General features: G+C 69.7%; 23 protein-coding genes, 1 tRNA gene and 1 pseudogene. 20 read left to right on the top strand and 5 right to left on the bottom strand.

Features of this window, described 5'->3' with window-relative positions; translation table 11 throughout:
• Positions 1-95: 95 nt before the first annotated feature.
• From pyk to ACILSK_RS08410, 7 genes are all read left to right on the top strand, one after another.
• Positions 96-1514, top strand: a complete 1419-nt coding sequence (gene pyk / locus ACILSK_RS08440) for a pyruvate kinase (protein ID WP_395726707.1) — start codon at positions 96-98, stop codon at positions 1512-1514.
• 77 nt (positions 1515-1591) lie between these two features.
• The gene (tesB, locus tag ACILSK_RS08435; protein ID WP_395726706.1) at positions 1592-2500 is read left to right on the top strand and encodes an acyl-CoA thioesterase II; all 909 of its coding nucleotides are present in this window, start codon (positions 1592-1594) and stop codon (positions 2498-2500) included.
• Entirely contained in the window at positions 2497-3120 is a 624-nt protein-coding gene (locus ACILSK_RS08430; RefSeq protein ID WP_395726705.1) for a DUF1802 family protein, read from the top strand. The genes tesB and ACILSK_RS08430 overlap by 4 nt, the downstream gene beginning before the upstream one ends.
• A gap of 191 nt (positions 3121-3311) precedes the next feature.
• Positions 3312-3578 (top strand): hypothetical protein, encoded by a 267-nt coding sequence (locus ACILSK_RS08425; protein WP_395726704.1) that lies wholly within the window; start codon positions 3312-3314, stop codon positions 3576-3578.
• A 124-nt stretch (positions 3579-3702) separates the two neighbouring features.
• The gene (locus tag ACILSK_RS08420; protein WP_395726703.1) at positions 3703-4860 is read left to right on the top strand and encodes a cupin domain-containing protein; all 1158 of its coding nucleotides are present in this window, start codon (positions 3703-3705) and stop codon (positions 4858-4860) included.
• 4 nt (positions 4861-4864) lie between these two features.
• Positions 4865-5764 (top strand): sucrase ferredoxin, encoded by a 900-nt coding sequence (locus tag ACILSK_RS08415; RefSeq protein WP_395726702.1) that lies wholly within the window; start codon positions 4865-4867, stop codon positions 5762-5764.
• Positions 5765-6487: 723 nt separating this feature from the next.
• On the top strand, positions 6488-7675 hold the full coding sequence (locus ACILSK_RS08410) for an alpha/beta hydrolase (RefSeq protein ID WP_395726701.1): 1188 nt from the start codon (positions 6488-6490) through the stop codon (positions 7673-7675).
• Here ACILSK_RS08410 and ACILSK_RS08405 read toward each other — a convergent pair.
• On the bottom strand, positions 7665-8015 hold the full coding sequence (locus ACILSK_RS08405) for a hypothetical protein (RefSeq protein ID WP_395726700.1): 351 nt from the start codon (positions 8013-8015) through the stop codon (positions 7665-7667). The genes ACILSK_RS08410 and ACILSK_RS08405 overlap by 11 nt on opposite strands.
• Positions 8016-8065: 50 nt before the next feature.
• A tRNA-Leu gene (locus ACILSK_RS08400) sits at positions 8066-8139 on the bottom strand.
• Between the two features lie 250 nt (positions 8140-8389).
• On the opposite strand from ACILSK_RS08400, the gene ACILSK_RS08395 reads away from it, so the two are divergent.
• The 10 genes and pseudogenes from ACILSK_RS08395 (at position 8390) to ACILSK_RS08350 (ending at position 16439) form a co-directional block, all read left to right on the top strand.
• Positions 8390-8974 carry an ANTAR domain-containing response regulator gene (locus ACILSK_RS08395; RefSeq protein WP_395726699.1) on the top strand — a complete coding sequence of 195 codons (585 nt, stop codon included), beginning with the start codon at positions 8390-8392 and terminating at the stop codon, positions 8972-8974.
• Positions 8975-9006: 32 nt separating this feature from the next.
• The gene (locus tag ACILSK_RS08390) at positions 9007-9186 is read left to right on the top strand and encodes a hypothetical protein (protein ID WP_395726698.1); all 180 of its coding nucleotides are present in this window, start codon (positions 9007-9009) and stop codon (positions 9184-9186) included.
• A 162-nt stretch (positions 9187-9348) separates the two neighbouring features.
• Entirely contained in the window at positions 9349-10602 is a 1254-nt protein-coding gene (locus ACILSK_RS08385) for a branched-chain amino acid ABC transporter substrate-binding protein (RefSeq protein ID WP_395726697.1), read from the top strand.
• A gap of 120 nt (positions 10603-10722) precedes the next feature.
• A pseudogene (locus tag ACILSK_RS08380) lies at positions 10723-11603 on the top strand (branched-chain amino acid ABC transporter permease).
• A 94-nt stretch (positions 11604-11697) separates the two neighbouring features.
• The gene (locus tag ACILSK_RS08375) at positions 11698-12921 is read left to right on the top strand and encodes a branched-chain amino acid ABC transporter permease (protein ID WP_395726696.1); all 1224 of its coding nucleotides are present in this window, start codon (positions 11698-11700) and stop codon (positions 12919-12921) included.
• A 110-nt stretch (positions 12922-13031) separates the two neighbouring features.
• Positions 13032-13922, top strand: coding sequence for an ABC transporter ATP-binding protein (locus ACILSK_RS08370; RefSeq protein ID WP_395726902.1), 891 nt, complete (start codon positions 13032-13034; stop codon positions 13920-13922).
• On the top strand, positions 13909-14628 hold the full coding sequence (locus tag ACILSK_RS08365; RefSeq protein WP_395726695.1) for an ABC transporter ATP-binding protein: 720 nt from the start codon (positions 13909-13911) through the stop codon (positions 14626-14628). Before ACILSK_RS08370 ends, ACILSK_RS08365 begins: the two co-directional genes overlap by 14 nt.
• Before the next feature lie 95 nt (positions 14629-14723).
• A complete protein-coding gene (locus ACILSK_RS08360; protein WP_395726694.1) occupies positions 14724-14942 on the top strand; it encodes a type II toxin-antitoxin system Phd/YefM family antitoxin in 219 nt (72 codons plus the stop codon).
• An 8-nt stretch (positions 14943-14950) separates the two neighbouring features.
• The gene (locus tag ACILSK_RS08355; protein WP_395726693.1) at positions 14951-15115 is read left to right on the top strand and encodes a hypothetical protein; all 165 of its coding nucleotides are present in this window, start codon (positions 14951-14953) and stop codon (positions 15113-15115) included.
• A gap of 175 nt (positions 15116-15290) precedes the next feature.
• Complete coding sequence (locus tag ACILSK_RS08350; protein ID WP_395726692.1) at positions 15291-16439, top strand: glycerol dehydrogenase; 1149 nt, start codon at positions 15291-15293, stop codon at positions 16437-16439.
• Positions 16440-16612: 173 nt separating this feature from the next.
• On the opposite strand, the gene ACILSK_RS08345 is transcribed toward ACILSK_RS08350, so the two are convergent.
• Together ACILSK_RS08345 and ACILSK_RS08340 are read right to left on the bottom strand one after the other, a co-directional pair.
• Positions 16613-17491 carry a hypothetical protein gene (locus ACILSK_RS08345; protein ID WP_395726691.1) on the bottom strand — a complete coding sequence of 293 codons (879 nt, stop codon included), beginning with the start codon at positions 17489-17491 and terminating at the stop codon, positions 16613-16615.
• Between the two features lie 182 nt (positions 17492-17673).
• The gene (locus tag ACILSK_RS08340; protein ID WP_395726690.1) at positions 17674-18138 is read right to left on the bottom strand and encodes a hotdog fold thioesterase; all 465 of its coding nucleotides are present in this window, start codon (positions 18136-18138) and stop codon (positions 17674-17676) included.
• A gap of 155 nt (positions 18139-18293) precedes the next feature.
• Between ACILSK_RS08340 and polA the strand changes: the two genes are divergently transcribed.
• The gene (polA, locus tag ACILSK_RS08335) at positions 18294-20957 is read left to right on the top strand and encodes a DNA polymerase I (protein WP_395726901.1); all 2664 of its coding nucleotides are present in this window, start codon (positions 18294-18296) and stop codon (positions 20955-20957) included.
• A gap of 109 nt (positions 20958-21066) precedes the next feature.
• Positions 21067-21411: a hypothetical protein gene (locus ACILSK_RS08330; RefSeq protein WP_395726689.1), complete on the top strand. Its 345-nt coding sequence runs from the start codon at positions 21067-21069 to the stop codon at positions 21409-21411.
• Positions 21412-21510: 99 nt separating this feature from the next.
• On the opposite strand, the gene ACILSK_RS08325 is transcribed toward ACILSK_RS08330, so the two are convergent.
• The gene (locus ACILSK_RS08325; protein ID WP_395726688.1) at positions 21511-22362 is read right to left on the bottom strand and encodes a class I SAM-dependent methyltransferase; all 852 of its coding nucleotides are present in this window, start codon (positions 22360-22362) and stop codon (positions 21511-21513) included.
• A 313-nt stretch (positions 22363-22675) separates the two neighbouring features.
• On the opposite strand from ACILSK_RS08325, the gene rpsA reads away from it, so the two are divergent.
• Positions 22676-23792, top strand: a 1117-nt coding sequence (rpsA, locus tag ACILSK_RS08320) for a 30S ribosomal protein S1 (RefSeq protein ID WP_395726687.1), incomplete at its 3' end; no start/stop codon positions are given.

Genomic DNA, 23792 nt, shown 5'->3' with positions numbered 1-23792 from the left:
GGGTCGCAGGTCGCGCAGCCGGTGCGACGGTTCTCACATTGTGATCATGTGACCCCGACTTCTGTATCGGTTCAGAAGTCCGCTAGGGTGGGTCCATGACTCGTCGCGCGAAGATTGTCTGCACTCTGGGTCCCGCCACCTCGTCGGTGGAGGCGATCGCCGCCCTGCTGGACGCCGGGATGAACGTGGCCCGGATGAATTTCTCCCATGGCGACTATGCCGACCACGAGGTGATCTACCACCGGCTGCGGGACGCGGCCAAGGCGTCCGGCCAGGCGCTGGCCATCATGGCCGACCTGCAGGGCCCGAAGATCCGGCTGGGGCGGTTCGCCGACGGCCCGCACGAATGGAACACCGGCGACTCGGTGACCATCACGATCGCCGACGTGGTGGGCACACGGGAGCGGGTGTCGACCACGTACAAGGGACTGGCCCGGGACGCGCGGCCGGGTGACCGGCTGCTGATCGACGACGGCAAGGTCGGCCTGGTGGTCACCGCCGTCGACGGTGACGACGTCACGTGCTCGGTCACCGAGGGCGGCCCGGTGTCCAACAACAAGGGCATCTCGCTGCCCGGGATGAACGTGTCCGTGCCGGCGTTGTCCGAGAAGGACATCGCCGACCTGAAGTTCGCGCTGTCGCTGGGTGTCGACCTGATCGCGTTGTCCTTCGTCCGGTCGCCGACCGACGTTGACCTGGTCCGCGACGTGATGGACGAGGTCGGGGCCGATCGCCGGCCGGTCATCGCCAAGCTGGAAAAGCCCGAAGCCGTCGCCAATCTCGAGGCGATCGTGCGGGCCTTCGACGGGGTGATGGTGGCCCGGGGCGATCTGGGCGTCGAACTGCCGTTGCAGCAGGTGCCGCTGGTGCAGAAGCGGATCGTGCAGGTGGCGCGGGAGAACGCCCGCCCGGTGATCGTGGCCACCCAGATGCTCGACTCGATGATCGAGCACTCCCGGCCGACCCGGGCCGAGGTCTCCGACGTGGCCAACGCGATCCTGGACGGGGCCGACGCGGTCATGCTGTCCGGGGAGACATCGGTCGGCAAGTTCCCGATCATCACGGTGCAGACGATGGCCCGGATCATCGAGGCCGTGGAGACCGAATCGGTGGCCGCCCCCTCGCTGACCCACACCCCGCGGACCCGCGGTGGCGTGCTGTCCTTCGCGGCCCGGGACATCGCCGAGCGGATCGATGCCAAGGCCGTGATCGCGTTCACCTTCACCGGTGACACCGTGCGCCGGATGGCCCGACTGCACACCGGTCTGCCGGTGATCGCCTTCACGCCGAAGGAAGAGGTGCGCAACCAGCTCGCCCTGACCTGGGGGGTGCGGACGTTCGTCACCCCGCCGGTGGACACCACCGACGAGATGGTCGAGCAGGTGGACCAGGCCATGCTGGACATCCCCGGCTTCGAGTCCGGGGACACCGTGGTGATCGTGGCGGGTGCGCCGCCGAACACCTCCGGGTCGACCAACCTGATCCGGGTGCATCGCCTGAGCCACAAGGACTGATGGCCATCTTCGGGCATCGGCGCCATCCCGGTGGGGCGGCCGAGCGGCCGCCGACGGCTCCGTTGGAGAATGGGCCGGTGTCCGAAGAAGCGATCGAGAAGAGCACCCTGGACACCGACGGTGTCCCACGCGGCCAGGCCGTCGTCGACGCCCTGGTCGAGCTGCTGAACCTGGAGCGGATCGAGGACAACCTCTATCGCGGTGTCTCCCCGGAGAAATCGCCGGTGCGGGTGTTCGGCGGCCAGGTGGCGGCGCAGGCGCTCACCGCCGCCGGTCGGACCGTCCCCAGCGAACGCCGGGTGCATTCGCTGCACGCCTACTTCCTGCGGCCGGGGAACCCGCGCCAGCCGATCATCTACCAGGTCGATCGCGCGCGGGACGGGCTGTCCTTCACCACCCGGCGGGTGGTGGCCATCCAGCGCGGCAAGCCGATCTTCACCATGTCGGCGTCATTCCAGGTCGATGAGCCCGGCGTGGACCACGCCGAATCGATGCCGACGGTGCCGCCGCCGGAGTCGCTGCCCACCTACGCCGAACGGATCGCGCCGTTCAAGGAGAGCATGGCCGTCTGGGGCCAGATCCCGCGGCCGTTCGACGTTCGATACGTCGACGACCCGCCGTGGGAATCCCGGCTGACCGGCCCGCAGATCGGTGCGCACAGCCGGGTGTGGTTCCGCACCGACGGCGTCCTGCCCGACGACGATCTGCTGCACGTGTGCCTGCTGGCCTACCTCTCGGACCTGACGCTGCTGTACTCGGTGCTCAAGACGCACGCCCTGTCCTTCGACCACGACAACATCCAGGTGGCCTCGCTGGACCATGCGATGTGGTTCCATCGGCCGTTCCGCGTCGACGAATGGCTGTTGTACGACACCATCTCGCCCAGCGCGTCCGGGGCTCGCGGCCTGGGTACCGGCCACTTCTACGCCCGGGACGGTCGCATGCTGGCCACCGTGGTGCAGGAGGGCCTGGTCCGGTTGCGGTGACGGGGCCCACGGGCGAACCGGTGGGTGCGGAACTCGCCCTGAAGGAGTGGGGGGCGGCGGTGCACGCCCTGCTGCAGGGCCGCCAGACGGTGCTGCTGCGCAAGGGTGGCATCCACGAGAAGCGTTTTCTGCTCGAGGGTTCGGAGTTCCTGCTGTACCCGACGGTGGCGCACAGCCACGCCGACGCCACCCGGCCGGAGCACGCCGACCTGCTGCCGCTGGGCGCGGCCGACGTCGCCGATCAGGCCGTCGTGGTGCGGGCATCGGCATCGGTGGTCGAGGCGATCGAGGTGGCCCGGCCCGAGAACATCGCTGCGCTCGAGCCCTTCCACATCTGGACCACCGCCTCCGTGCAAGCGAACCGGATCGACTTCCGGCCCAAGCGCCGGCTGACCGCAGTCGTGGTGTCGGTGCGGCCGCTGGTCCCGCCCGTCCGATTGCCGATGCGGGACGAGTACAGCGGCTGCCGCAGCTGGGTGGAACTCGTCGAGGTTCCCGGGACAGCCCAGGGCGAGCCGGTCCGGCCGGACGCGGAGCTGGTGGACGTCGCCGCACAGGTCCGGTACCTCGTCGGCGAGCCGACGTCCGGCCGGGTCGCCGGCGATCAAGGTGATCAGTAGCGTTACCGGGGCGCGGTTCCGGGTACTGGGACCGGCGGAGTCTGCGGGCCGTGGGGGTTCGCCGGACGATCAGCGTGAGGAGCGGACGATGGGTCTGAGCGACGAGGACATCACCACCGGCGGCACGGCGACGGAGGGCCCGGCGGACGGTGGCGCGGGAGGCGTTCCGGGTGTGCACGACGGTGGCGCTGATGGTGGTGCCGATGGCGGGGCGGACGGTGGCGCTGATGGAGGCGCGGACAGCGGCGCCGATGGAGGCGCGGACAGCGGCGCCGAAGGGCCCGCGGATGGCGGCGCGGCCGGCGTTCCGGGTGTGCACGACGGCGGGGCTGATGGTGGCGCCGACGGCGGGGCTGATGGTGGCGCGGACGGCGGGGCTGATGGTGGCGCGGACGGCGGGGCTGATGGTGGCGCGGACGGCGGGGCTGATGGTGGCGCCGGCTGATGCCAGGTTCTGAACCATTGGGGGCGTCCGGGACCACCGGACGCCCCCTACGTCAGGGCGCGACCCCGGCGCTGCGGCGGTGCATCGGAATTGCCGAGGATGAGTTCGCCCGGCAGTACTGGTCTGAGCGGCCCCTGGTGACCAAGGCCGGCACCGGGCCGGGCGACTTCGCCGACCTGTTCTCGGCCGCCGCGGTCGACGAGTTGGTGTCCGAACGCGGGTTGCGCACCCCGTTCCTGCGGATGGCCAAGAACGGGTCCGTGCTCGCGTCATCGACGTTCACCCGCGGCGGGGGAGCGGGCGCGACGATCACCGATCAGGTCGCCGACGACAAGGTGCTCGGTCAGCTGGCCGGCGGGGCCACCCTGGTGCTGCAGGCCCTGCACCGATCATGGCCGCCGCTGGTCCGGTTCGGCAGTGACCTGGCCGCCGAACTAGGTCACCCGGTGCAGATCAACGCCTACATCACGCCGCCGCAGAATCAGGGCTTCGCCGCTCACTACGACACCCACGACGTGTTCGTGTTGCAGATCGCCGGCAGCAAACGCTGGCGGATCCACGAACCCGTGCTGCCCGACCCCCTGCCACACCAGACCTGGGACCTCCGGCGGGATGAGGTGCAGGCCCGGGCGGCCGAGCGGCCGCTGATCGACACGCTGATCGAACCCGGGGACGCGCTGTACCTGCCGCGTGGCTTCCTGCACTCGGCCGTTGCGCAGGGTGAGCTGACGATTCACCTGACCATCGGAGTGCACCCGCTCACCGGCTACGACCTGGCTCGCGAGCTCGTGGCGGCGGCCGAGGGCGACCGGGAATTGCGCCGCTCCCTGCCGCTGGGCGTCGACGTCACCGACGTCGATGCGATGGCCCGGTACTTACGGACCGCTGCGGAGCGGTTGGCCGCTCGACTCGAGCAGGTCGGTCCCGATCAGTACCACGCGGCGGCTCGGCGGGTCGGCCGGCAGCAGACCGGACAGACCCGACCGGCACCGATCGCGCCGCTGGCCCAGCTGGCCGCGGTTGCCGCACTGGGCCCGGACACCCGATTGGTGCTGCGGCCGGGCTTACGGCCGCGGCTCCGGCAGCGGGACGATGCCTGGGTTCTGGACCTCATCGATTCGACGATGACCTGGCCGGACCAGACGCACGCCGCGCTGCTGGTCGCGCTGTCCGGCAAGGCGTTCGCCCCGGAGATCCTGCCCAATCTGGATCCGGACGAGCAGCTCGTCGTCGCCCGCCGGCTGCTTCGCGAGGGCATCGTGGTGCCGACCGGCCCGACCGCAGACGGTCCCTGAGCCGGTGACCGAGGCCGACAACTGGATCGAGCGTTGCTCGGTCCAGGCGACCCTCCGCGGTGACCCGATGATCGGCAGCGCCTTTCCGGCCGATCGGTTGCTGCTGGTGGAACAGCCCGGCCCGTGGGGTCGGACCGGGCTGCTCGCCTCGCGGTTCGACACCGCCGTCGCCCACCTGCTGGTGGCCCGGTTGGAGGCGCGCGGGGTCCGGGTGGTGGCTATCCGGCGGCCGGGTCGCTACCAGCCGGACGGCCCGCGGCGATGGGCGGCGGTCGACTGCCGACCGGGACGCGAGCGGATCGTCTGGGGCCGGTTCGACGACGACCTGCAGTTGCTCGACGTCGACATCCCCGCTGTACTCAATGCCCCCGGGGCAGGCGGACCGGCCGAACCGCTGTACCTGGTCTGCGCGCACGGGACGCATGACGCGTGCTGTGCAATCCGTGGCCGCCCGGTGGCCGCGCAGCTCCAGGCCCGCCGGCCCGGGCAGGTCTGGGAATGCAGTCACGTCGGTGGCGACCGATTCGCGGCGAACCTGCTGGTCTTGCCGGCGGGGCTGCTCTACGGCCGGGTGCAGCCCGACGAGGCCGGACGACTGATCGAGCTGACCGATCGGGGGAGGGTCGACCCCGTCGCCCTGCGCGGGCGGGTCGGCTTCTCCTCGGCCGAGCAGGCCGCGCTCCAGTTGGCTCACCAGCTGTCGCCGACGTCGATCTGGCGCGAGGTGACGGTGAAGGCCGTGGACCGGCGGGTCGAGGACCGCGTCGTGGTCACGGTGTCCGTGGCGGGGGAGCCGATCGTGGTGGCGGTCGACGTGCAGCGGGCCGATCCGGCCTGGTTGACCTGCCAGGCGAGCGCGCCGGGTCGTGCCCTGGTCTACCGCCCGACGCTGCTCACCGGCTGAGTCGCACCGCGCCGACCCTTCCTGACGCCGGTCCCGGGGCGTGCTCGCCCCGAGTGCGCAGGCCCCAGTGCGCCGGCCTACTCGGAGTGCGCCCGCCTGGGGTGCGCCCGCGCGCCGATCCGAGCCCGCTGGTCCGGCGAGTGGGCGGCTGCGGCTGGCCCGGGCTGATCAACGCGGCGGTAAGCCCGGCAATTCGGGCACGGGCTGCCGAGTTGATCAGCGTCTCGGGTCAGGGTCCGGCGATCGCCCGCCCCCCGCGCGCCGATCCGAGCCCGCTGGTCCGGCGAGTGGGCGGCCGCGGCTGGCCCGGGCTGATCAACGCGGCGGTAAGCCCGGCAATTCGGGCACGGGCTGCCGAGTTGATCAGCGTCTCGGGTCAGGGTCCGGCGATCGCCCGCACCCCGCGCGCCGATCCGAGCCCGCTGGTCCGGCGAGTGGGCGGCCGCGGCTGGCCCGGGCTGATCAACGCGGCGGTAAGCCCGGCAATTCGGGCACGGGCTGCCGAGTTGATCAGCCCGTCGTGCTCGGCAATCCAGTGCGCGACCGGGCAGCCCTGCCCGGAGAGCGCGCCCCGAGTGCGCGGCCGGGCGCCCTGCCATGCGAGCGCGAGGTGAGCGCCCGGCCCGGAGTGCGCGACCCGAACCGGCGGCCGGGGCACCGGACAGACCGACCCCACGTGGCGTCGCAGGATCAGCGAACAGCTGGCCGCCCTATGCTTCGGCGGTGCGGTCGACCGTGGGCCTGGAGCTGGGGATCCGGCTGCTGTTCCGCGGGCTGCCGGCCGCGGCGCGGCGGAGGCTGGCCGGGGCACCGATCGTCGTGGACGGCGAGCCGCTCGACCCGGACCTGCAATTGTTGCTGCGCCTCGAGCGGATGACGACGGCCGGCACACCGGCGGCGCCGGTGCCGCGGCGCCGCGCGCATCTGGACGCGGCCACCGCCCTGGTCGGCGGCCGGCCGCCGAGTGCGGTCACGAGCCGCGCCGTGGTGCTCGACCGGAACGACGCCGGGCCGCCGTTGGCCGCCCGGCTCTTCACCCCGAACGGGCTGGCGACGGGCTCGCCGCTGCTGGTCTACCTGCACGGAGGCGGCTGGGTCACCGGGGGCCTGAACAGCCACGACACCGTCTGCCGGTTCCTGGCCGACCGCGGACGGCTGCGAATCCTGGCCGTCGACTACCGGCTGGCACCGGAGCACCCGTTCCCGGCCGCGGTGCTCGACGCGTCCGCCGCCCTGCGGTTCGCCCGAACCCGGGCGGCCGCGTTGGGGGCCGATCCGGGCAAGGTCGCCCTCGGCGGGGACAGCGCCGGGGCGAATCTGGCCGTGGTCACCGCGCATCTGGCCGCCCGCGCCGGCGAACCCGGCCCGGACCGCCTGCTGCTCTTCTATCCACCCTGTGACGCGACCCGGCGGACCGCGTCCCGCGACCTGTTCGCCGACGGGTTCCTCCTGACCGACGGCGACATCGTCTGGTTTCGCGACCACTACATCCGGTCGGAGGCGCAATGGGCCGATCCGCGGGCGTCGATCCTGCTGGCCGAGGACCTATCCGGGTTGCCGCCGACCCACCTGATCACCGCAGGCTTCGATCCGATCCGCGACGAGGGGGAGGCCTTCGGCCGGCGACTGGCCGAGTCCGGTGTGCAGGTGGTGATGCGCCGGGAGCCGGACCTGGTGCACGGGTTCGTCAACATGATCGGCCTGTCGGCGCGATGCCGGGCCGCCGTCGCCGACGCGGCCGCGGCGCTGCGGCGATCCTTCGATGACAGGGACCGGCCCGACCGGCCCGACCGGCCCGACCGGCCCGACCGGCCTGACCAGCTCGAATGGCCCGGCCAGCTCGACCAGCCCGGCCCGGCCGCCGAGCAGCGAGTCCGGGATGCCGTCGACCCGGCCCGGCTCAGCGGGTGAGCCGCGGTCCGGGATCCGCTGCCGGGTCCGGTGGTCCCGACGGGCATCCGCCGGCGGCGAGCCGGCGCCGACGCGCGAGCCTCGCGGACCGGCCGGCGCTGGCCACCAGCAAGACCAGGAAGACCAGGGCGGCCGCGAACAGGGCGAGCAGCACGATCGCCTCCGTGTCGAACGGGGCATAGGCGTCGGCGCAGGCCGGGTCGGGGAGGGGGTCGGGGCGGCCGAACAGGGCCGGCCCGCAGGCGACGAACTCGTTGTTCGGTTCGGCGGCGCTCGGGGCGATGCCGGCCAGCAGGCCCAGGCCGGCCAGGATCGCCGCGACGATCAGCGCCACGGCCACGCCGGACCTGCGCACAGCTGACCTGCCTCGATGCCGGACGGTTCGTGGCGTGCCCCCGGTGAGACTCGAACTCACACTGTGCGGGATTTGAATCCGCTTCCTCTGCCAATTGGGATACGGGGGCAGGCCCCGGTGACCGGGGCAGCACCATCGTAGCGATGCCCGGGCACCGGTTCTGCCCGCCCCGCCGCGTCCGGGTTGTCCTCGTCACCGGCCCTTGGCCACTGACAACGATGTCGGTTGCCCGAGCCGAAAGGCGTGCTCATCACAGCTCGGGGCGCCCGTTCGTTCGCACATTGGTAACCCGGGGCCGATAGTCTGACCCCGGACCGGCGACCGATCGGGGGCAGCCGGGCGTGCGAGGGAGGTGGCCGATGACTGCGCCGAAGCGGGTGCTCATCGCCGAGGACGAGGCGTTGATCAGGCTGGATCTGTCCGAGATGCTCGCCGAGGAGGGATTCGAGGTCGTCGGCCAGGCCGTTGACGGGGAACAGGCCGTCACGATGGCCACCGAGCTACGTCCGGATCTGGTGATCATGGACGTCAAGATGCCGAAGAAGGACGGGATCGACGCCGCCGCGGAGATCGTCGGCGAGCAGATCGCGCCGGTGGTGATCCTGACCGCGTTCTCGCAGCGCGAGCTGATCGAGCGGGCCCGGGACGCCGGGGCGATGGCCTACCTGGTCAAGCCCTTCTCGAAGGCCGACCTGCTGCCGGCGATCGAACTCGCCGTTGCGCGGTACGCCGAGACCTCCGCGCTGCGCGCCGAGGTGGCCGACATCAGCCAGCGGCTGGAGGCCCGCAAGATCATCGACCGGGCCAAGGGGCTGCTGATGACGCACCAGAAGATGACCGAGCCCGAGGCGTTCCGCTGGATCCAGCGCACCGCGATGGACCGGCGCACGTCCATGCAGGCAGTGGCCAACGCGGTGCTCGAGGGGCTGTCGGCGAAGAGCTGAGCGAGCTGGGTCGGGCCGCAGCGGCGGCGTCGGTGTCCATCGGCGTCGCCGTTCCGCATGTCGGCTTCGTCCTGCGCATTTCCCGGTGCTCCGGTCGTGTCGGTCACGATCCGGACAATTCGTCGACTCTGATGGATGACGACATCGGCCGGCCGGCCGAACTTGCTGTCAATTTGGTGACCGCGTGTGACCTGGATGGGCGCTTCTTGTGAACCGCGAGTCGCATTTTGGTTACGAGGGCTCGTAGTTACCGTGTACTGCGCCGATCGTGGGATACGTTCCCCCCGTGCTGGCGACGTCGGCGCTGATCTAAGACAGCCGGACCCTAGGCCGGCGAACAGAATCTTCGGAGGTGGCACGTGCATCGACGTTCGGTGCGAACGGCCGTCGTCGGGTTGGCCGCAGTGGCTGCCCTGACGTTGGCAGCCTGTGGGTCGAAGTCGGCGGACAGCGGATCCACGACGAGTGCGGCGGCGTCGGGATCGGCCGGGGCGTCGGGCAGTGCGTCCGCCGGTGGCGGTGGTGCTCTGGCGATCCAGCCCGACGTTCAGATCGACAAGACCGGCAAGGAGGTCAGCGCGGGGTCTGCGTCGACCCCCGTCAGCCCGGCCGGAAGTGGTTCGGCGACGTGCCCGGCCACCACCACCATCGCGATGGCCGGCGCGCTGACCGGACCCAACGCCGCCCTCGGCATCAACATCCTCAAGGGCGCGCAGATGGCCGCCGACGAGCACAACCAGGCGAACGCGAATTGCCAGGTGCAGATCAAGCAGTTCGACACCGAGGGCGATCCGCAGAAGGCGACGCAGGTGGCGCCGCAGATCATCGGCGACGCCAATGTCATCGGCCTGCTCGGCCCGGCGTTCTCCGGCGAGACCAAGGCGACCGGACAGATCTTCAACCAGGCCGGCCTGCTCTCGCTGACCTCGTCGGCAACGAACGCGGACCTGACGAAGAACGGCTGGACGAACTTCTTCCGCGGACTGGCCAGCGACGCGGTCCAGGGCCCCTCGGTCGCCGCCTACATGAAGAACACGCTGGCCTACAAGAAGGTCTGTGTCGTTCAGGACAACTCCGATTACGGTGTCGGGCTGGCGAAGGAGATCATCTCCGGTCTGGGTGACGTGGCCGACACCAGCTGCGCCGCGAACGTCAAGGGCGGCGACAAGGACTTCTCCGCCACGGTGCAATTGGTCAATGGTGCCGCCCCGGACGCCGTCTTCTACGCGGGCTACTACTCGGAAGCGGCGCCGTTCGTGCAGCAGTTGCGCGACGCCGGTGTGACCGCAACCTTCGTCTCGGCCGACGGAACCAATGATCCGCAGTTCGTGGCCCAGGCCGGCGCTTCGTCCAAGGACGCACTCCTGTCCTGCCCGTGCGGCCCCGCTCCCGCGGAGTTCGCGACCGCATATGAGAAGTCGGCCGGTCAGGCGCCGGGTGTGTACTCGGTCGAGGGTTACGACCTGACCACCATCATGCTCACCGGCATCGATTCCGGGATCACCGATCGGGCGGCCCTGATCGACTACGTCAAGAACTACGACGGCCAGGGCGTGGCGCGCAATTACAAGTGGGACGCCCAGGGTGAACTGGCTGCCTCCACGATCTGGATGTACAAGGTGCAGTAGGTTCCAAGCACCGGACGACGGCCGGGGTTCGGCTCACCGAGCCCCGGCCGTCGATTCGGTGGGGTTGTGCGCGTTGCCTGACCGCTCCGGCGTTTCCGGAGTCGTGCACGAAGGAGCACCATGACGGGTCCGCTTGCCCAGACCTTTTTCTCGGTTTCCGCCGCTCCACCGATCAACTTCAATGTCGATGCGCTGGGCAATCTCTTCTGGCAGCTCACCGTCGATGGGCTCGCCTACGGCTCGATCTACGCCCTGGTCGCGGTCGGCTACACACTGGTCTACGGCGTCCTGCGGCTGATCAACTTCGCCCATTCCGAGATCTTCATGCTCGGTATGTTCGGGCAGTATGCCGTGCTGCTGCTGCTCGGCTTCACACCCTCGGGGAACGCGTACGACGAGGGCACCGTGATGACCATCATCTACCTGGGCATCGCGATGATCGGCGGCATGGCGGTCTCGGGTGGTGCCGCGGTCGGCCTCGAACGGCTCGCCTACCGGCCGCTGCGCAAGCGGAACGCACCCTCCCTGGTCTTCCTGATCACCGCGATCGGCGCCTCGTTCGTCCTGCAGGAGTTCGTGCATTAATGTTCGTCAACCGGACGAAGTTCGGCCGCGGCATCCGCGCCGTCGCCCAGGACCCGACCACCGCCACCCTGATGGGCGTGAGCCGGGAGCGGGTCATCATCCTGACCTTCCTGATCGGCGGCATCCTGGCCGGTGCGGCGGCCCTCCTCTACACACTGCGCGTGCCCAACGGCATCATCTACTCGGGTGGCTTCATCCTCGGCATCAAGGCGTTCTGCGCGGCCGTGCTGGGCGGCATCGGCAACCTACGTGGTGCGCTGCTCGGCGGCCTGATCCTGGGCGTGATGGAGAACTACGGTCAGGTGTTGTTCGGCACCGGTTGGCGCGACGTCGTGGCCTTCGTCCTGCTGATCCTGATCCTGATGTTCCGGCCGACCGGCATCCTCGGCGAGTCTTTGGGGAGGGCGCGGGTATGACGAGCGAGGCTTGCCGAGCGAGCCATCGGCACGTTCATGAGTCCGCACTCTCCTGGGCGGTCGAGCCTGCGAGGCGCCTGGGAAGGGCGGCGTCATGAGTTCAAACCCATCCTTCGATGCGCGGCCCAAGGCCGGCGTCGGCGACTCCTTCCGCAGCTGGTGGAACGCCCAGTCGCGCCCCATGCAATGGCTCTTCGGGGTGCCGTTCATCCTGCTCATCGCGCTGCTGCCGATCCTGAACGTCCCGGTGCTGACCACGGTCGGCACCAACTTCGGCGGCGTGATGGCCCAGTTCGGCATGTACGCGCTGATCGCCATCGGACTGAACGTGGTGGTCGGCCAGGCCGGCCTGCTCGACCTCGGATACGTCGGGTTCTACGCGGTCGGGGCCTACACGGTCGCCCTGTTGACCAGCCCGAACAGCCCGTGGAACCAGACCGGTCCGGGTGGCTGGCTGTCCTCGGACTGGGCCTGGCTGGCCTGCCTGCCGATCGCGATCTGTATCACCGCGCTCTCCGGGTTGCTTCTCGGCTCACCGACACTGCGGCTGCGCGGCGACTACCTGGCCATCGTCACCCTCGGTTTCGGCGAGATCGTCCGGCTGCTCGCGGACAATCTGGAGGAGATCACCGGGGGCGGTCGCGGTCTGTCGCAGGTCGCCTACCCGCGCTTCGGTACCACCGAGGAGTTCCCGCTCGGCGTCTTCTCGGCCGGCAACGTCGGCAAGACGCTCAACAGCGGCGTCTGGTGGTACTGGCTGTCCATCGTGTTGATCATCATCGTGCTGCTGTTCGTCGGAAACCTGGAGCGATCGCGCGTCGGTCGGGCGTGGGTCGCCATCCGCGAGGACGAGGACGCCGCCGAGATCATGGGCGTGCCGACGTTCAAGTTCAAGCTCTGGGCGTTCACCATCGGGGCCGCGATCGGCGGGCTGTCCGGAGCCCTGTACGCCGGGCAGGTGCAGTTCGTGGTGCCGACGAACTTCAACGTCGTCAACTCGGTGCTGTTCCTGTGCGCCGTCGTGCTCGGCGGGCAGGGCAACAAGCTCGGCGTCATTCTGGGTGCGTTCATCATCGTGTACCTGCCGAACTTCTTCCTCGGCCGGACGGAGATCCTCGGCATCCCGATCGACGGCGACTCGATCGCCGAGTACAAGTACTTCTTCTTCGGCCTGGCGCTGATGGTGCTGATGATCTTCCGTCCGCAGGGTCTGCTACCGGTACGGCAGAAGTTGCTCACCTATGGCCGTGAACTGTTCGTGGCTGCGCGCCGTCGTCAACATGACGAGGCCAACGCACCGGTGGAGGTGACCAAGTGAGCAGGGACTCGGAATCCGAGCACGACCCCGGCGGCTACAAGGCGGGAGCCGAGGTCGGCGAGGAGTACCGCGCCCCGTCCGAGGACGCCTTCGACCAGCCGGTCGGCCCGATGATCCTCGACGAGGCGGTGCCGGTCGACGTCACTGACGTGGCACCGGAGCTGGCCGACCCCGAGGTCGTCGCCGAGATCGTCGCGCCGACCCGGGAGATCGAGACCGAGGTCGGCGAGCCGCTCGTCGAACTGGAGGGGGTCACCGTCAAGTTCGGCGGCCTGACCGCGCTGGACTCGGTGACGTTCACCATCCGGCGCGGCGAGATCCTGGGACTGATCGGCCCGAACGGGGCCGGCAAGACCACCTGCTTCAACGCCATGACGGGCGTCTACCGGCCGACCTCGGGCACGGTGACGTTCGACGGCCACGTGATGGCCAAGTTGAAGCGGAACCAGATCACCCGCCTGGGCATCGCGCGGACCTTCCAGAACGTGCGGCTGTTCGGTGAGATGACCGCGCTGGAGAACGTCGTCGTCGGCACCGACGCCCGGCACAAGACATCGGTGCCCGGGGCCACCTTCCGGTTGCCCCGGCACCGGCATGAGGAACGCGACGCGATCGACCGCGGCCTGGCCCTGCTCGAGTTCGTCGGCATCGGGGCGCGGGCCACCGAGAAGGCGCGCAACCTGCCGTACGGCGACCAGCGTCGCCTCGAGATTGCCCGGGCGTTGGCCACCGAGCCGAAGCTGCTCTGCCTGGACGAACCGGCGGCCGGGTTCAACCCGGCCGAGAAGGTCGCCCTGATGGACCTGATCCGCAAGATCCGCTCGGACGGGTACACGGTGCTGCTGATCGAGCACGACATGCGCCTGGTGATGGGCGTGACCGATCGGATCGTGGTGCTGGAATTCGGCAAGAAGATCGCCGAGGGCGTGCCGGCCGAGATCCGTGACAACCCGGCGGTTATCGCCGCCTACCTGGGGGTGCCCGACGATGCCTCTGCTTGAGATCAAGGACATGGCGGTCGCCTACGGGCGAATCGAGGCGTTGCACGGTATCTCCATCTCGGTCGAGGAGGGTGAGCTGGTCACCCTGATCGGCGCCAACGGCGCCGGCAAGACGACGACGATGCGGGCCATCTCGGGGATCCGTCCGCTCTCCCGCGGGACGATCATTTTCGACGGCCAGGACATCACCAGGTTGAAGGCCTACAAGCGGGTGATCGCCGGGATCGTGCAGTCACCTGAGGGCCGCGGGGTGTTCCCCGGGATGACCGTCCAGGAAAACCTCGACATGGGCCACTACGGGCGCAAATTCGAATCCAAGGCCGCCTACCAGGAAACTCTGGACAAGGTGTTCGAGCTCTTCCCCCGGCTCGCCGAGCGGCGCACCCAGGTCGGCGGCACCATGTCGGGCGGTGAGCAGCAGATGGTCGCCATCGGCCGGGCGTTGATGGCCCGGCCGCGGGTGCTGCTGCTGGACGAGCCGTCGATGGGCCTGGCGCCCATGGTGATCCAGCAGATCTTCCGGATCATCTCGGACATCAACGCCACCGGCGTGACCATCCTGCTGGTCGAGCAGAACGCGCAGCAGGCGCTGTCCCGCTCGCATCGCGGCTACATCCTGGAAACGGGTGAGGTGGTCAAGTCCGGTCCCGGTAAGGAACTGCTGGCCGACCCGGCCATCAAGGAGGCTTATCTCGGCGTGGCGTGAGTCCGGGCCGGACCCCGGGGTGTCCGGACGCGGGCCCGGGACTGCGACCTCGCGCCCGCCGAGTGCCCTTCGACGGCCTCCGGCTCCGGAATCAGATGCTCGACCGGGTTCGAGCCGGTGAGGAAGTCGTCATTACCGAGCGGGGTGCGCCGGTCGCCCGCCTTGCTCCTATCTACTCCGCGTCGTTGATCGAGACCCTCACCGACCAGGGCGTGCTGAGTCGCCCCGTGGGTGGTCGAGCGATCGCCCGCGGGGCCGAGCGTGTGCGGCCGGCCGGCGCCGTCTCCCGCCTCGTCTCCGACCAGCGTCGCTGACGCCGATCGTGGCCATCGTCTACTTCGACAGCAGCGTCGAGCACGGTCTGAGAGGGGCTGATGCGGTGCACCTTGCCTCCGCGCTGGCGGTCGCGCCGGACCTGGTGATCGCCGCGTGGGACCTTCGAGTGGCCGCGGCCGCTCGTCAACTCGGGTTTTCGACGGTGCCGTAGCCGCCTGGTTCCGGCCCTGCTGGCGCGCGGCGCGGGGGTGCAGTCGCGTTGCAAGAGTCGAAGGGCTCTCTCGCAGACTGAGAACGGCTCGTGAAGCACCACTCTCGCCGCTCCTAGGGTGGCATCGGTGGCCCTGCCAACCGGGCGAGGCTGCCTGCCGACACGGGAGAAGTCAATGGCGAGCAAGATCCGCACCGTCATCAGTCCTGGCCGTTATGTGCAAGGGAAGGGTGCGATCACCCAGCTCGGGGAGTACCTGAAGCTGATCGGCGACACCCCGCTGGTGGTGGCCGACGACCTGGTCTGGGGGCTGGTCGGGCACGACGTCGAGGCGTCGCTGAGCGCGGCCGGACTGCCGCTGCATCGCGAGGTCTTCAACGGCGTGCCGAGCGCCAAGGAGGTCGACCGGCTGGTCGGCGTCATCAAGCGGACCGGTGCGGATGTGGCGGTCGCCATCGGCGGCGGCAGCACCATCGACGCGGTCAAGGCCGCCGGCTTCATCGCCGGCATCCGCTGGGCCAATGCCCCGACCGTGGCCTCGACCGACGCGCCCTGCTCCGCGCTGTCCGTCATCTACACCGACACCGGTGAGTTCTCCGAGTACCGCTTCTTCCCGCGCAACCCCGATCTGGTGCTCGTTGATTCACAGATCGTCGCCAACGCGCCGGTCTCGTTGCTGATCGCCGGCGTCGGCGACGCCTTGGCCACCTGGCTCGAAGCGCGGGCCACCGCCCGGTCCAACTCCAAGACCATGGCCGGGGGCCTGCCGACGGTCACCGGCACCGCGCTGGCCGAACTGAGCTGGGACGTGTTGTGGGGCAATGCCCTCGACGCGATCGACGCGGTGCAGGACCACCAGGTGACACCGGCGGTGGAGAAGGTGATCGAGGCCAACACGCTGCTCTCCGGGCTGGGCTTCGAGTCCGGTGGCCTGGCTGCCGCGCACGCCATCCACAACGGGCTCACCGCGGTCGAGGCCACCCACGGGCTGGCCCACGGCCAGAAGGTGAACATCGGCTCGGTCACCCAACTGGTGATGGAGGGGGCGCCGTCGTCCGACATCAAGGACTTCATCGAGTTCACCACCCGCGTCGGGCTGCCGACCACGCTGACCGAGGTCGGGCTGAAGGCCGACGACGAGAAGTCGTTGCGGACCATCGCCGAAGCCGCCACGGTGCCGGGCGAGACCATCCACAGCATGCCGTTCGAGGTGTCCGCCGACGATGTGGTGAGTGCCCTGGCCTCGATCGAGCGGCTCGCCCGCGGGGTCCGGCAGCGCGCCGGCCTGCCCGAGCCGGTGCCGTACGTGGCCGCGCATCACTGACCCCCTGGCGCGCCCCGATCCGAGTTGATCATGGCGATCTCTGCTCGACACGCCGGCGACACGCCGACCGCGGAGCAGAGATCGCCATGATCAACTTTCCGGGGCGGGCCGGGACGGGCCGGGGCGGGGCGGGCTGGGCCGGGACGGGCGCGGTCCCGGGGGAGAGGGGAGGGTCAGGCCGCCCGGGACAGCAGCCCGCGCAGCTGATCGATCAGGTAGTCCGGATTCCGCCAGATGTCCGCGGCCGTCGCGTAGATCATGGTCCACCCCGCCCGGGTCAGCTGGTTGTGCCGTTGCCGATCCCGAGCGAGTTTCCCGTCGCCGCTGTGGAAGTCCTCGCCGTCGTACTCCAAACCCACCTTGGCGTGCTTCCAGCCCATGTCGATCCACCGGGTGGCTCCGGGCACGGTGACCTGTATTTGCAGGTCAGGGGCCGGAAGGCCGGCGGAGATCAGCCGGTACCGCGCTCGCGATTCCATCGGTGACTGAGACCGTCCGTCGGCGAATTCGCTCCACCGGCGTACGGCCGCGATGCCCCGGCGACCCTTGGCGCTGGCGATGGCCTCGGCCAGGTCGTCGTCGGTGACGCAATGGGTGAGGGCGGCGTCGAGGACGGGCAGGACGTCGATCTCGGCGGCGGCCGCGGACACGTCGACCGCGGTGTCGGCGCCGGCCGTCACCCCGATCCCGTGCGCCACCGCGGTGGTCGCCCGGGGAACCCACTGATGGAGGCGGACGCCCGTGCGGCCGCGCACCGAGCGACCGTCCGGCGTGGTGACGTGCAGGAGTCCGTCGTCGAGGACGCCGAATCCATGGAGGGCGGCGGCGGTCTGGTGACAGGCCAGCAGCGGCGTGTGGACGGCCAGCTGGAGCGCCGTCAATCTGGTGATCAGGTCGGCGCCGGGGATGCAGTAGGCCCCGCGCCAGGGGTGGGCGAGCAGACCGTCCTCGATGCGTGATCGGGCCTGTCGCCAGTGGGAGTCAGCCCGGATCTCGCGGGTCGACCAGGCGCCGGCGGGGTCGACCGGGTCGGCCGGGAACGATGCTTGCACCGTCCCAGCCTGTGTCCCGCGGCCACGGTGCCCAAGAGTCGTCCGAGGAATGTGGATGGAATTCGGACAGGTGGACGAAAGTCCGGGTCAGTGACCCCGACCCGAGTTGATCATGGCGTTGTCTGCGGGGTTCCGGCGTGTCGTCGGCGTGTCGAGCAGAGTTCGCCATGATCAACTCGAAATTAGGCGCCGAGGTCCCGCAGCAGCACCGTCAGCCGCGCGGAACAGATCCGACGCTCCGTCTCATCGCTGATCACGATCTCGAAGGTGCAGATGGTGCGACCGAGGTGGCTCGGGGTGGACACCGCGGTGACGAACCCGTCGGTGGCGGACCGATGGTGGGTGCAGTTGAGGTCGATGCCCAGCGGCGCCTTGCCGGCACCGACGAGTGAACCGTGGAACGAGCCCATCGTCTCGGCCAGCGCCGCGCTGGCGCCGCCGTGCAGCAGTCCGAACGGCTGCCGGTTGCCGGCCACCGGCATCGTGGCGACCACGCGGTCGCGGGTGAACTCGGTGATCTCGATGCCCATCTTCTCCGCGAGTTCGCCCCGCATCTCATGCAGGATCGCGAGCACGTGGGCCGGGTCGGGGTCCTCGCCGAGTGCGGCGATGGCCCGGGTGCCGGCGGGTCCGGGGGGCACGGTCATGCGTTCTCCAAGGTCGGGTCGGGCGCGCGGGAACGGCACTGTCGGACCCTGAATCTAGACTCGCCCCCGTGACCACCGCGACGACAGGGCCGACGGCAGATCAGTCCGACGCGCCTCTCACCGAGGCCCCCGACAAGGAGCGGGTGCTGCTGCTGATGGACGGCCACTCGCTGGCCTACCGGGCGTTCTACGCGCTGCCCCCGGAGAATTTCTCCACCACCACCGGGCAGACCACCAACGCGGTCTACGGCTTCACCTCGATGCTGATCAACCTGCTGCGGGACGAGGATCCGACGCACGTCGCAGTCGCCTTCGACCTGTCCCGGCAGACCTGGCGCCGCGAGGAATACGTCGAGTACAAGGCCAACCGCAGTACCTCCCCGTCGGAGTTCGCCGGTCAGGTCGACCTGATCAAGGAAGTCCTGACCGCGATGCGGATCCCGTATCTCACCGCGGAGAACTACGAGGCCGACGACATCATCGCCACGCTGACCACCCGGGCCGTGGCCGAGGGTCTGCCCGTGCGCATCTGCACCGGCGACCGTGATGCATTGCAGCTGGTCTCCGACCAGGTGACGCTGCTGTACCTGCAGCGTGGGGTGTCCGAGATGGCGCGGTACACCCCGGCCGCGGTGGAGGCCAAGTACGGGCTGACGCCCTTGCAGTACCCGGACTTCGCGGCGCTGCGCGGCGACCCGTCCGACAATCTGCCGGGCATCCCCGGGGTCGGGGAGAAGACCGCGACCAAGTGGATCCGCGAGTTCGGCAGCCTGACCGCGCTGGTCGACCGGGTCGACGAGGTGCGCGGCAAGGCCGGCGACGCGCTGCGCGAGGCGTTGCCGCACGTGCTGACCAACCGCCGGCTGACCGAGCTGGTCCGGGAGGTGCCGGTCGACTCGGACCCGGCCACCGACCTGCTCCGGCTGCCCTACGACCGGGAGGCCGTGCACCGGATCTTCGACGACCTGCAGTTCCGGGTGCTGCGCGAACGGCTGTTGGAGTACTTCGAACAGGCCGACGAGACCAGCACCGAAGGGTTCGACGTCGCCGGCATCCGGCTGGCGCCCGGCGCGGTCCGCGGCTGGCTGGACGAACACGGCACCGGCCGGGTCGGTGTGGTCGTCCGCGGCACCTGGGCGCCCGGCGGTGGCGACGTGCACACCCTGGCCTTCGCCGCCGCCGACGGCGAGGCGGCCGTGATCGACGTCGTCGGTGCCGATCCGGACGACGAGGCGGCGCTGGCCCGGTGGTTCGCCGACCCGACCCCGCGCAAGGTCGGGCACGACCTCAAACCGGCGATCAACGCCCTGGTCGCCCGCGGCTGGCCGGTCGACGGCGTCGCCTGCGACACCGCGCTCGCCGCCTACCTGGCGCTGCCCGGCCAGCAGACGTTCGACCTGGGTGACCTGGTGCAGCGGTACCTGCACCGCACCCTGGACCCGGAGCACAGCACCAACGCCGGCCAGCAGCTCTCGCTCATCCCCGAGGAGAACGAGAACGCCGAGGCCGAAAAGGACTCCCGGGACATGGTGCGAGCCCGCGCCATCATCGACCTGGCCGACGCGCTGGAACAGCATCTCGACTCGCTCGGGCAGCGCTCGCTGCTGGCGGACATCGAACTGCCGGTGATGACTGTGCTCGGCGTCATGGAGCGCGACGGCATCGCGGTCGATGTCGACTATCTCGACGACCTGCAGTCCACCTTTGCCGCCGAGGTGACCAGCGCGGCGCAGGCCTGCTACGCCGAGATCGGCCGCGAGGTGAACCTCGGATCGCCCAAGCAACTGCAGGTCGTGCTGTTCGACGAACTCGGCATGCCCAAGACCAAGCGCACCAAGACCGGCTACACCACCGACGCGGACGCGCTGGTCAGCCTGCACGAGCAGACCGGCCACCCGTTCCTCACCCACCTGCTCCGGCACCGTGACGTCACCCGGCTCAAGGTCACCGTCGAGGGGCTGCGCAAGTCCGTCGGCGACGACGGCCGCATCCACACCACCTTCCAGCAGACCGTGGCGGCCACCGGCCGGCTGTCCAGCACCGAGCCGAACCTGCAGAACATCCCGATCCGCACCGACGAGGGCCGGCTGATCCGCCGCGCCTTCATCCCCGGCAAGAATGCCGACGTGTTGCTGACCGCCGATTACTCGCAGATCGAGATGCGGATCATGGCCACCCTTTCCGAGGACGAAGGTCTGATCGAGGCGTTCCGGTCCGGTGAGGACCTGCACACGTTCGTCGCCATGCGCGCGTTCGGGTTGCCCGCCGAGGAGGTCACCCCGGAGCTGCGCCGCCGGATCAAGGCGATGTCCTACGGCTTGGCCTACGGGCTGTCCGCGTACGGCCTGTCCGGGCAGCTGAAGATCTCGGTCGACGACGCCAAGGAGCAGATGGAGGCCTACTTCGCCCGGTTCGGCGGCGTGCGGGACTACCTGCGGGACACCGTCGCCCAGGCCCGCAAGGACGGGTACACCGAGACGATCTTCGGCCGGCGGCGGTACGTGCCCGACCTGAACAGCGACAACCGGCAGAAGCGGGCGATGGCCGAGCGGATCGCGCTGAACGCGCCGATCCAGGGCAGCGCGGCCGACGTCATCAAGGTCGCCATGGTCAACGTGCAGCGACGTATCGAACGGGAAGGTCTGCGCAGCCGGATGTTGCTGCAGGTGCACGACGAGCTCGTCTGCGAGGTCGTCGAGGACGAGTTCGACGCGATGGCCGCGGTGCTCGAGCAGGAGATGGGCGGCGCCTATCCGCTGGCCGTTCCGCTCGAGGTCTCGGTCGGCTCCGGGGCGAATTGGGATGCCGCCGCCCACTGAGTCGCCGGAACGGGCCGCGCATTCCGTGCGTCGGCACGCCGGGCCGGCCGATGTCGCTTACGCTCCGTGTCGGCAATCGGTGGCAGGTCCCGGAAGCGAAGGTCGGCTCATGAACAACACCACCTATGACCTGTCCACCTGGGGCGTCGGCGCGATCGTCGGGGTCAGCCTGCTGGGCCTGGCCATCTGGATCGTTTTCCTGATCGCGTACATCAAGATCATCAGCAAGGCCGGCTACTCCGGCTGGTGGGTGCTGATCATGTTCGTGCCGATCGTCAACGTGATCATGCTGCTGGTCTTCGCCTACAAGGAGTGGCCGATCCAGCGCGAGCTCAAGGAGCTGCGGGCCTGGGCCAACCAGATCCAGCGCGGCCCTGGGCCGCAGCAGTTCGGCGGCGGGCGGCCCGGCGGTCCGCAGCCCGGCGGTCCGCAGAACCCTTACCAGCAGCGGTAGCCGGGACGCCGTCAGCATCGTTGGCCGAGCGTGCGAGGCCACTATCGGCACTGATGGGCGGGCACTGACACCAAGCCGGCGACGGAGGAGCCGGATTGTTCAGTGGCCAGCCAGTCGGCTGACGAAGATCGCGGTACCAGGGAAGTACTCGCCGCGCAGCGGTGACCACTGCCCCCACTCCTGCTCGAAGCCTTCCGGCCACTCCGGCTCGATCACGTCCTGCACGACGAATCCGGCGGCCACCAATTCGCGGATGCGGTCGCCCATCGTCCGGTGGTGCTCGACGTATGCCGGCACGTCCGCGGCGTCCACCTCGACGTAGGGCGACCGGTCGAAGTAGGACTGGATCACCGTGAGGCCGGCCGGGCCCGGGTCGTCCGGGAAGGCCCAGCGCATCGGATGGTTGACGGCGAACACCCAGCGCCCACCGGGCCGCAGCACCCGGGCCACCTCGCGCATCAGTTGCGCGGAGTCGGCGACGAACGGGATCGCGCCGAACGCCGAGAACGCCACGTCGAACGAGCCCGTGGCGAACGGCAGTTCGCACGCGTCGGCCTGGACGAGGGGCACCTCGATCGCGGTGCGGGCGGCGGCCGCCCGGGCGTGCGCGAGCATCCCGGCCGACAGGTCCAGCGCGACCACCTCGGCGCCGCGGACGCGCAAATACCGGGCACAGGGCGCCGACCCGCAGCCGATCTCGACGATCCGCCGGCCGGTCACCTCGCCGAGCAGTCCGGCGTCGGCCTCGCGCAGGTTCTCCGGACACCACACGAAATCCGCGTCCCCGAGGAACGCACCGTGCTCGGCGTGATAGTTGTCGGCGTCGGCGTCCCACCAGCGGAGATTGGCCGCCCGGCTGGTGGCCTGGTCCGCCGCACGCACCCGCGGCCGGGTCGGGCCCAATGGTTCGACTACGGGTGTGTCCTCGTCCACCGCGCTATGGTGCAGCATCGACCGTGCGCCCGGCGGCCGACCGGCGGCGATCCCCGAGGGGATTTACCCGATCGAGTGGTCATGGCGTACGCTGGATGCTGCGTTGTGGGTCTGTGCTGTCTCGGAATGGAGCAGGCCGCACTCGTCAGGTCATCACCGAAAGCATCGCCTTGCAGTAGTGGGAGCACTCCCTGGGGCGTCGTTGCAGGTCACCCCGGCGAACGGATCCGCCGCGTGCCGCACACCCGCAGATCCCGCGCCGGGTCGTCGGCCGTCACCGGCCGCGCTTCCCGAGGGATCCCGACACCACCCGTCCGGAGCACCCCAGCACATGTCCACCCCTACCGTCACCGTCCCGCAGGTCGCCATCAACGACATCGGGTCGGCTGAGGACTTCCTCGCCGCCATCGACTCCACCATCAAGTACTTCAACGATGGCGACATCGTCGAGGGCACCATCGTCAAGGTCGACCGCGACGAGGTCCTGCTCGACATCGGCTACAAGACCGAGGGCGTCATCCCCTCGCGTGAGCTGTCCATCAAGCACGATGTCGACCCCAGCGAGGTCGTCGAGATCGGCGAGCACGTCGAGGCCCTGGTTCTCCAGAAGGAGGACAAGGAAGGCCGCCTCATCCTGTCCAAGAAGCGGGCTCAGTACGAGCGCGCGTGGGGCACGATCGAGAAGATCAAGGAAGAGGACGGCGTCGTCTCCGGCACCGTCATCGAGGTCGTCAAGGGCGGCTTGATCCTGGACATCGGGCTGCGCGGCTTCCTGCCGGCCTCCCTGGTCGAGATGCGGCGGGTCCGCGACCTGCAGCCGTACGTCGGCCGCCAGCTGGACGCCAAGATCATCGAGCTGGACAAGAACCGCAACAACGTGGTGCTGTCCCGCCGCCAGTGGCTCGAGCAGACCCAGTCCGAGGTGCGCAGCGAGTTCCTCAACCAGCTGGGCAAGGGCCAGGTCCGCAAGGGCGTCGTCTCCTCGATCGTCAACTTCGGTGCGTTCGTGGACCTGGGCGGCGTCGACGGTCTGGTGCACGTCTCCGAGCTGTCCTGGAAGCACATCGACCACCCGTCCGAGGTCGTCGAGGTCGGCCAGGAGGTCACCGTCGAGGTCCTGGACGTCGACATGGACCGCGAGCGGGTCTCGCTGTCGCTCAAGGCGACCCAGGAGGATCCGTGGCGGCACTTCGCCCGGACCCACGCCATCGGCCAGGTCGTCCCGGGCAAGGTCACCAAGCTGGTGCCGTTCGGCGCGTTCGTTCGCGTCTACGACGGCATCGAGGGCCTGGTGCACATTTCCGAGCTGGCCGGCCGGCACGTGGAGATCCCCGAGCAGGTCGTGACCGTCGACGACGAGATCTTCGTCCGGGTCATCGACATCGACCTGGAGCGGCGCCGGATCTCGCTGTCGCTCAAGCAGGCGAACGAGGGCATCACCGCCGAGA

Source organism: Nakamurella sp. (assembly GCF_044224575.1).
In the GTDB taxonomy this organism is placed as follows: Bacteria; Actinomycetota; Actinomycetes; order Mycobacteriales; family Nakamurellaceae; genus Nakamurella.
The sequence above is the reverse complement of the archived record's forward strand: the minus strand, read 5'-3'. Positions and strand labels throughout refer to the sequence as shown.